The sequence below is a fragment of the Bacteroidota bacterium genome (assembly GCA_030706565.1).
Classification (GTDB): domain Bacteria; phylum Bacteroidota; class Bacteroidia; order Bacteroidales; family JAUZOH01; genus JAUZOH01.
In genome coordinates this window covers 1-8,731 of record JAUZOH010000147.1, presented here as the reverse complement: position 1 = coordinate 8,731, position 8,731 = coordinate 1, and the positions used below count along the sequence as shown (strand labels likewise).

Below are 8,731 nucleotides of genomic sequence, written 5' to 3'. Positions count from 1 at the left end.
TGTTATTATTTGTATTCCTGGCTTTGTATAGAACTGGGTAAAAACAAAGAGGCTCTTTCATCGTTAAATACGGCTGTTGATCTGGGCTTTAACGATAAAAAGAAGTTGGAACAGGACCCGGTTTTTGCTGAAATAAGCAGCTCGCCTGAATTTACAAGAATACTGCAAAAAATAAAATCCGAGTAATTTATAGCTGATCAGTTGACCCTCTTTGGGGAAAGTCTAAAATTGAAGATTTTATTATATTTTGAGCATTTGGCTTTATTACTGATCCGTTAAGGATTTTTTGATAAAGGTTTAGATGTTCTCCGGCAATTTTGATGCAGGAATAATCTCTTAAAACTTTTAGCCTGGCTTCTGAAGAAAGTGTTTCCCAACGTTTGTCATCTTCATAAACCCATTGAATTCCGAGGGCGAGATCTTTCACATCAAAAGGATTGGCCAGATAGCCATTTTTTTTATGTTCGATCATATCTCCATTTCCTCCTATACCGAAAGCAACCACCGGTGTTCCACACGACATGGATTCCATAATGGCATTGGATAAATTTTCCTGTATGGAAGGTACAACCATGACGTCTGCAGCAGAATACAACTGCGACAGCGATACATCGTCATTAAGATGGCCCATGAAATATATTTTGCAGGGTAATTCTTTTGAAAGGTCATTTTGAGCTTCTCCAAACACGATTAATTCACAATTTCCGTCTTTTAAAAATTCAAGTGCTTTTAAAAGATAATCGAATCCTTTCCTTTTTTCTGCTGTTGCCCAGGATGCTCCGAATAATATGAGTTTTCTGTCGGCAGGAAGATGGAAAATTTCTCGGGCAGCATTTTTGTCCCGGGGGTGGAATATATCAGTTTCAATGCCATTGGGGATATGTATTGTTGTCTTGTCTTTGAACAGTTCACTTTCTGTGACGCAATTTCCCATCCAGCTGCTTAAAGCAATGATGTACAAATTTTTTGTTCTGTTATATGTTTTTTGTTTTTTCTTAAATTCAATTGAACTTAAATCATTTTTTAACCTTGAATTCAGTAAAGGGCAGTTTCCGCAGGAGGTTTTAAATTGAATGCAATCCCTGTTGTAATGGCAGCCACCTGTAAAAGCCCACATGTCATGCTGAATCCAGAGTACAGGTTTGTGGAATTTTTTTAACTGATTTATTCCCATGAAACCGCTCACCCAATTTAATACAATTATGTCCGGATTGATTTGGCGGATTTTCCTTAATAAATTTATATGTTTGAGGTCCAGTGAAAAGTATACTTTATCCCTTTGTGGATAGAAGGACAAAATTACTGTATCTATCCAGGTAAAAAATTTATAAAATAAGCTATTCCATAAATTTTTAGTACTGAGTACCGATGAATCCTTACTTATCCGGGTTTGAACCAACATATATGACTCGACGCCTATTTCCTGCAAGCCTTTATGCAACCTGTAGGCAGCCCGCGCTGCTCCTCCCGAAATGTCCGTGGTGCTTAGGTGAAGTACCTTCATAAATTGTTTAAAATTTAAACATACGTAAATTTAAGTTTTATTTTTTGTAGAAAATCAATTTCTGGATTTTTTAGGAAATGAGAATTTTTTTTTTGAGAGAATCGAAAATATTGAAATAAATGAATGGCTTTAAAAGTTATTTGTTTAAGTTTGCTATAAAACTAGAATAATAAATTTAGTGGGATAAATAGCATACTGGATTTTCGAATTTCTTATTCGAATGAAAGTTGAGGGGAGGTTAGTTTTAAACGATGCGTTTTGGAATTGTATTTTTTTCGAAAACTGCTAATAATCAGGTTGAAAGTATAAAAAATATTCCTGTAAAAAAGGCAATTATTTTTTATCAAACTTAATATATATTAATTTTTTAAATTATATTTGCCCTTCAAATTTAGTGTATTGACAGAAGTATAAAAAGAAGCGGGTAATAGAATATTATTGGGTTTTAAGATAAATTATCCTAAGATTTAAATTGAAAAAAAAGGTAAGAAGAGAAAAAAGCATAATTAATTATCATTCAGGATGTAGGATTACATTATATAAATTTTAAACTAAGTAAAAAAAGTATTAATTACAAAAACACATTTGAAAATGGAAAAAAATAGCAATTTCGCAAAAAACGTGAAAAATGTTTTTTCAGCTTTAGTTATTCCTGTTGCTTTAGTTGTTGCCATCTTAATATTTGTAAAATTTATGGGCGACGGCAGTCATTTTATTGGAGGAGATAATCATAATCAGCCTTTGCCTGGTGATTACATCGGTACTGTTTACAAAGGTGGTTTCATTGTACCTATCCTGATGACATTATTATTAACAGTTATAACCTTTACTTTTGAACGTTATTTTACTATTGGTAGAGCAAGTGGAAAAGGTTCAATTTCTAAATTTGTTTATAACGTTAAAGCTTTACTTTCAGATAATAAAATTGAAGAAGCTTCTGCTTTATGCGACAAGCAAAGAGGTTCTGTAGCAAATGTTATTAAATCCGCATTGATTAAATACAGGGCTGTTGAAAATGAAGATGATTTGACCAAAGACCAGAAAGTACTTTCTATCCAGAAGGATATTGAAGAAGCTACTTCTTTGGAATTGCCAAGTTTGGAACAGAATCTGGTTATTTTAGCAACTATTTCTACCGTATCCACCCTGATGGGTTTGTTAGGTACTGTATTAGGTATGATTCGTGCATTCGCTGCTTTGGCTAATGCTGGTGCACCTGATTCAGTTGCTTTGTCAACTGGTATTTCTGAAGCTCTGGTTAATACCGCATTTGGTATTGGTACCGCTGCTTTAGCCGTTATTTTTTATAATGTATTTACAACAAAGATTGATAAAATTACATACAGCATTGATGAAGCTGGTTTTAGCATCGTTCAGACCTATGCTGCAAATCATAAATAGTTAGTTTTCATAAATATAGACTATGCCAAAAGTTAAGGTAAAACGTAAGCCTACGGCGATCGATATGACCCCAATGTGCGACTTGGCCACCTTGTTGCTCACATTCTTCATGTTGACGTCGAACTTTATTCAAAAAGAGCCAGTAACCGTTAATACTCCTTCTTCCATATCTGAAATCAAGATCCCGGAAAGAAATGTAATGATGGTATTGGTTGATAAGACAGGCAAAGTATTCTTTGGAATGGATGGAAAACAAAACCGTATGGATTTGTTGGAAAAAATGGGCGAAGCTTATAGCATTAAATTTACAAAAGACGAGCTTAAGAAGTTTAGTACCATCAATAGTTTTGGAGTTCCCATTCAAAAGATGAAAGATTTTCTTGCTTTGCCTAACGACCAAAGAGATCGGAAGGAAAATGCCCTTGGTATTCCTGCTGATTCTACTAATAACCAGTTTAAAAACTGGATAAAAGCTGCAAGATCAATTAATAGGGATGCACGTATTGCCATAAAAGCTGATCAGAAGACCGGCTATCCCGTTATTAAGAAGGTGATGAATACTTTGCAGGATTTAGACGAAAATCGTTATAATTTGATTACCAGTCTGGAACAAAATCCTGACAAAAACTAATTTTTAAATTAAATTTAAAATGGCAGATGTAAATACTGGCGGCGGTAGCAGTAAAAAGAAAGGCAATAAACCTCAGGCCAAAAAGTTGTCATGTCGTATCGATATGACTCCTATGGTGGACTTGATGTTCTTGCTCATCACTTTCTTTATGTTGACGACTTCTATGATCAAGCCGCAAACCATGGAAATCAGTGTGCCTTCCAAAAAGAAAGTTGATGCTCAGGATGAAACTAAAGTAAAAGCCTCCAGGGCTATTACGGTCATTCTTGGTAAAAATAATAAATTGTTCTATTACGAAGGTACACAGATCAATGGGGTAGATCCAAAGGTTCAACCCACTAATTATGGACCTGATGGTTTTAGGAAATATCTGATTGAAAGGAATATTGATGTAATGACCAAGATCAGGGACTTACGTAAGGAAAGAGAAAAAACCAAAATGGCTGATACTACCTTTGAACGTAAAGCTGCAAAATTGAGAGCTGATATTAATGCTCCTACGGTTATTATAAAAGCTACCAATGATGCTTCGTATAAAAATCTGGTGGATGCCCTGGATGAAATGCAGATTTGTAACATCAGCAGGTATGCCATTGTGGATATTACTCCTTATGACCTTGGTTTGATTAAAGATCTCAATAAGTAGGTCTTTAATCTTATCAATAAAAATTTTTAATAAAAATAGATATGCCAAAAATTAATCTATATTCAGAAGAATGGTGTGACATGGTCTTTGTTGATCGAAACAGGGAGTATGGCGCCTATTTTTTGCGTAAGTTTACCGGAAGGAGGCATTTCATTGCAACACTTATTGGAGTATTTTTGTTCGTGCTGGCAATCACCGGCCCTACATTGATTAAGAAAATGCTCCCTAAGAAAAAGGAGGTGCATCTGACGGTTACTACCCTGTCGAATATTGACATGGAGAAAATTAAAAAGAAAGAAGAACCTCAGGTAAAGGATATCCCTCAGGAAGCTCCCAAATTAAAGTCTACTATTAAGTTTACCCCTCCTGTGATCAAACCTGATGATCAGGTTAGTGATGCAGATTTAATGAAAAGTCAGGAGGACCTTAATCAGAATAAGGCTGCTATTTCAACTCATACCGTTGTCGGTTCAACCGATGCTGATGCTGTGGATATGGCTGACTTGGTAAAAACTACCAAAAAGGTCGTGGAAGATACTGTGGAAAAACCTTTTACCTATGTTGAACAGATGCCTGATTTTCCCGGAGGTACTGATGCTTTAATGCAGTATTTAGGTGATAATATCAAGTATCCTACTATGGCTCTTGAAAATGATATTCAGGGTACTGTAGTGGTTCGATTTGTTGTAAACAGAAGCGGCAAACTTAGTGATGTTCAGGTGGTACGTGGTATTGGCGGCGGTTGTGATGAAGAAGCTGTTCGAGTTGTTAAAGGTATGCCTGCATGGAAACCTGGTAAACAAAACGGACAAACCGTTAGGGTTTATTTTGTATTACCTGTTAAATTTGTGCTTAAATCAAGATAATCTGGTTCTTGATTTACTTTGGATAAAAAGCCACCATTTATTAATATTTTAGTGAATATTAATAAAATGGTGGTTTATTGCTAAATATAAAAATAGTGTTATGACTTTTTTTAAGTTTGAAAGAAAATCATTAAAAATCGGAAATAATATATTAAAATGTTTCTCATTTTTTATGGTATTAGTATATTTGGCTTTAGGTTTTGGTTTGGTTTTTACAAGACTATTTCATGAGAGAATTCCTGATTTTCAAAAAAAGGCTTTTGGTATATTTTTACTTGCCTATGGCTGTTTTAGAGCTTATCGGTTAATAAATTCTTTTAAAAAAGATGAAAATGATGATGAAAATTAAAACCATCCTTTCCCTTTTTATGCTGTTGTTTGTTTTAATCTCTTGCCAAAACAGGTCTGGAGATAAGAAGCCAGCAGATACTCCTACAACAGGGGAAGTTTCTATTTGTGTCGATGAAACATTTAAACCCATAGCCGATGCTGAAATTCAAGTTTTTCAAGGATTATATCAGTATGCAAAAGTAAATCCTATTTATAAGTCTGAAACTGAAGCGCTTAATTTACTTGTTAAGGGTAAAACCAACATGATTATTGTTTCCAGACCTTTAAAAGCTAATGAGATTGATTATTTTCATAGTAAAAAATTATATCCTACCGTAACAAAAATTGCTGTTGATGCTGTGGCTTTAATTATTCATCCCAGCAACAGGGATTCTATACTCAGCATGAATAATATTTTTGATATTGTAACCGGTAAAGTGACTAAATGGAAACAAATATTTCCTAAATCAAGACTGGGGAATATCAAAGTTGTTTTTGACAATCCAAATTCCAGTACGGTTCGTTTCGTATTGGATTCGATCAGTAAAACTATCCCTCTCTCCAAGCATCTGTCTGCCATGGAATATAATAAGGATGTTGTACAGTATGTTTCCCAGACACCTAATGCTATTGGTTTTATTGGAGTTAGTTGGGTTAGTAATAAAAGTGACAGTACTTCCCTTTCTTTTTTGAAGAAAGTTAGGGTTATGGCTCTAACTAAAGAAAAAACAGCTACCTCTACAAATACTTATCAACCTTATCAGGCATATATTTCAAAAGGATGGTATCCTTTGACTAGAAATATTTACGCTATCAATAATGATCCCCATATAGGGCTTATCCACGGATTTGTTTCTTTTTTGGCAAGCGATCGTGGACAAAGAATTATATTGAAAGCAGGGATATTGCCTGCAACACAACCAGTACGAATCATTGAAGTAAACGATAATTATTAAACTAAAGTCTATGGGAACAAGCGCAAAAAGAATTTCAGTTACCGGTTTAATTGTATTCGGTCTGATGGGGTGTTTTTCACTTTTCGGGCAGGATTTTGAAGGCGGCAAAAGTTATTTTGAACAAAATCAGCTTAACCGCGCTAAAAATACTTTTAAACAATTAACTAAAAAGAATCCGGGAGATGCTAAAAGTTGGTATTACCTTGGAGAAATTTATTTTAAACAAAAAAATATAGATTCGGCAAAATTCTGTTATAATAGTGGAATTTCCGCAAATCCTGATGAAGCTTTAAACTATATTGGTTCAGGAAAAATTCTTTTGCAGAATCAAAAGACTGATGAGGCTAAAGCCTTATTTGAAAAAGCAAGAAAGATCCATAAAAAAGATGTTGCAACCATTTGTGCTATTGTCGAAGCCACCATTTCAAGTGATGTTAAAGACACCACTATTGCAAACTATTATTTAAATATTGCAAAAGACGTAGATTCCAAAAATTCAAATATATACATTCAACAAGGGAACCTGCAATATTTGAATTCCAACTATGGCGATGCTGCTAATGATTATGAACGTGCTATTTATTATGATAAGAAAAATATCACTGCTTTTATCAAATTAGGTGAAATTTATGCCAGCGGCAGGAATTATGTTGAATCTTTTAAGGCATATTCCAATGCATTAAAATTGGATTCAACGAATGTGCTGATTTATAAAGATTTAGGTGATTTGAATTACCTTTTTGGCCGTTACAATGATGCTGTTAATTATTATGGCAAGTATAACAATTTAGCTGAAATTACTTTGGAAGATAAGGAAAGGTATACTTCGGTTTTATTTTTCACTAAAAATTATGAGGCTGCTCAAAAAGAAATAAATGATATTTTGAAAGAGTCGCCTAATAATGCTGTAATGTACAGGTTGAAAGCTTATATTTCTTATGAAACTGAAGATTATAAGAGTGGTTTGGATTATATGGAACAATTTTTTAAAGTTCAAGATCCTAAGAAAGTAATATCTACTGATTATCAATATTATGGCAGGTTGCTGATTAAAAACAATCAGGATTCTTTAGCTATTATTAATCTTAAGAAAGCTGTGGCAACTGATACTTCAGATGTTTCCTTGTATGAAGATTTGGCTTCAGCCCTATCAAGGACAAATCAACATATGGATGCAGCCACTTATTTTAAAGTCCTTATAGAAAAGAATCCTGCTGATGTGGTAGTGAACTATTTTAAATTGGGTAGAGAATATTTCCTGGAAGGACAAAAAGAAACAAAGGAAAATAAGGATACCTCCATTGTCCGTCCTATTTTTGTAATGGCCGATACTGCTTTTAGTAAGGTGACTCAAATAGCTCCGGATAATTATTTGGGTTATTTCTGGAGGGCCAGGACAAATAGTTTAATTGATCCCGAATCAGTATTGGGATTGGCTAAGCCTTTTTATGAAAATGCTGCAAAATTGATTGAAGCTGCTAATGGAAATAAAAACAAGAAGAACCTTATCGAATGTTATTCTTATAATGGATATTACTATTATTTACTTTCCGAAAAATCATCGGACAGGGCAACAAAAGATAAGAATGTTAATCTTTCCATTGAATACTGGAATAAAGTACTTGCTCTTGATCCTAACGACCAGCGTGCAAAAGATGGTTTAAACGGATTGAAGAAATAAACAATAATCTTTTATGAAAATTTGGCCTGCAATGTTAATTCATTGCAGGTTTTTTTATGTCTGGTAGTAAGGAACTCTTATGGATGCTTTCTCTCGGTTTTAATAAATACCTTGATGGAGATAATATATTTTATAATCATTAAAATACAATCCTGTATTCTAAGCTTAATTTTCCTCAAAATAAAATCTTTCTATTGAAAATAAGTGTTAAGGTAATTAAACTGTTTTGTATATTTTTTGTCTAAATAGGAATAACAGGTTTTGTTATAATCCTAGAGTTGGATAGAAAACACAAAAAGCTTATATAAGATAACTAACAAAATAATAATTTTTATGAAAAGGTGTTATAAAAGGAATTCTGCAATCAACAAAGCCATATATGCTGGGGCTATTATAGTGTTGGCGGCTGGTTGTTCGAAAATGCAGATGCAAACCGTACAACCTGAATATGAGGCATCTGCAAGAAAAGTTGTTAAACAGATGACCCTTGATGAAAAAATTGCACAATTACATGGTATAAAAAATAAGTCGGAGTATAGAGTAGTTCCAGGAGTTTCCAGGCTAAACATTCCCGTTTTTCCTATTACCAATGGTCCGGCCGGAGTTGGCCCCGGTGGTCCTGGTCATGAGGGAAAGGCTACAGCCCTGCCGGCACCTATTTCACTTGCAGCCACATGGGATATCGCTGCTGCACGGTTGAACGGGGAAATTGCTGG

The 8,731-nt window shown here is 34.2% G+C and carries 10 protein-coding genes; 9 read left to right on the top strand and 1 reads right to left on the bottom strand.

The window, feature by feature from the left end; genetic code table 11:
* Nucleotides 1–186 (top strand): hypothetical protein (locus tag Q8907_08995; GenBank protein MDP4274401.1); only part of this gene is annotated, 186 nt, incomplete at its 5' end.
* A 1-nt stretch (nucleotide 187) separates the two neighbouring features.
* On the opposite strand, the gene Q8907_08990 is transcribed toward Q8907_08995, so the two are convergent.
* Nucleotides 188–1,504 (bottom strand): glycosyltransferase family 4 protein, encoded by a 1,317-nt coding sequence (locus tag Q8907_08990; GenBank protein ID MDP4274400.1) that lies wholly within the window; start codon nucleotides 1,502–1,504, stop codon nucleotides 188–190.
* Between the two features lie 591 nt (nucleotides 1,505–2,095).
* Here Q8907_08990 and Q8907_08985 point away from each other — a divergent pair.
* The 8 genes from Q8907_08985 to Q8907_08950 form a co-directional block, all read left to right on the top strand.
* Entirely contained in the window at nucleotides 2,096–2,905 is an 810-nt protein-coding gene (locus tag Q8907_08985; protein ID MDP4274399.1) for a MotA/TolQ/ExbB proton channel family protein, read from the top strand.
* A gap of 22 nt (nucleotides 2,906–2,927) precedes the next feature.
* A complete protein-coding gene (locus Q8907_08980) occupies nucleotides 2,928–3,536 on the top strand; it encodes a biopolymer transporter ExbD (GenBank protein MDP4274398.1) in 609 nt (202 codons plus the stop codon).
* 19 nt (nucleotides 3,537–3,555) lie between these two features.
* Entirely contained in the window at nucleotides 3,556–4,182 is a 627-nt protein-coding gene (locus Q8907_08975) for a biopolymer transporter ExbD (GenBank protein MDP4274397.1), read from the top strand.
* A gap of 41 nt (nucleotides 4,183–4,223) precedes the next feature.
* Nucleotides 4,224–5,048, top strand: coding sequence for a TonB family protein (locus Q8907_08970; protein ID MDP4274396.1), 825 nt, complete (start codon nucleotides 4,224–4,226; stop codon nucleotides 5,046–5,048).
* 100 nt (nucleotides 5,049–5,148) lie between these two features.
* A complete protein-coding gene (locus Q8907_08965) occupies nucleotides 5,149–5,397 on the top strand; it encodes a hypothetical protein (protein ID MDP4274395.1) in 249 nt (82 codons plus the stop codon).
* Entirely contained in the window at nucleotides 5,381–6,334 is a 954-nt protein-coding gene (locus Q8907_08960; protein ID MDP4274394.1) for a substrate-binding domain-containing protein, read from the top strand. Before Q8907_08965 ends, Q8907_08960 begins: the two co-directional genes overlap by 17 nt.
* A 10-nt stretch (nucleotides 6,335–6,344) precedes the next feature.
* Nucleotides 6,345–8,015: a tetratricopeptide repeat protein gene (locus Q8907_08955; protein ID MDP4274393.1), complete on the top strand. Its 1,671-nt coding sequence runs from the start codon at nucleotides 6,345–6,347 to the stop codon at nucleotides 8,013–8,015.
* Between the two features lie 333 nt (nucleotides 8,016–8,348).
* Nucleotides 8,349–8,731: hypothetical protein (locus Q8907_08950; protein ID MDP4274392.1), on the top strand; the 383-nt coding region annotated here is incomplete at its 3' end.

Coding starts and splice junctions, on each gene's coding strand:
- Q8907_08990 (MDP4274400.1), bottom strand. CDS start 1,504: ATGAAGGTACTTCACCTAAGCACCACGGACATTTCGGGAGGAGCAGCG.
- Q8907_08985 (MDP4274399.1), top strand. CDS start 2,096: ATGGAAAAAAATAGCAATTTCGCAAAAAACGTGAAAAATGTTTTTTCA.
- Q8907_08980 (MDP4274398.1), top strand. CDS start 2,928: ATGCCAAAAGTTAAGGTAAAACGTAAGCCTACGGCGATCGATATGACC.
- Q8907_08975 (MDP4274397.1), top strand. CDS start 3,556: ATGGCAGATGTAAATACTGGCGGCGGTAGCAGTAAAAAGAAAGGCAAT.
- Q8907_08970 (MDP4274396.1), top strand. CDS start 4,224: ATGCCAAAAATTAATCTATATTCAGAAGAATGGTGTGACATGGTCTTT.
- Q8907_08965 (MDP4274395.1), top strand. CDS start 5,149: ATGACTTTTTTTAAGTTTGAAAGAAAATCATTAAAAATCGGAAATAAT.
- Q8907_08960 (MDP4274394.1), top strand. CDS start 5,381: ATGATGATGAAAATTAAAACCATCCTTTCCCTTTTTATGCTGTTGTTT.
- Q8907_08955 (MDP4274393.1), top strand. CDS start 6,345: ATGGGAACAAGCGCAAAAAGAATTTCAGTTACCGGTTTAATTGTATTC.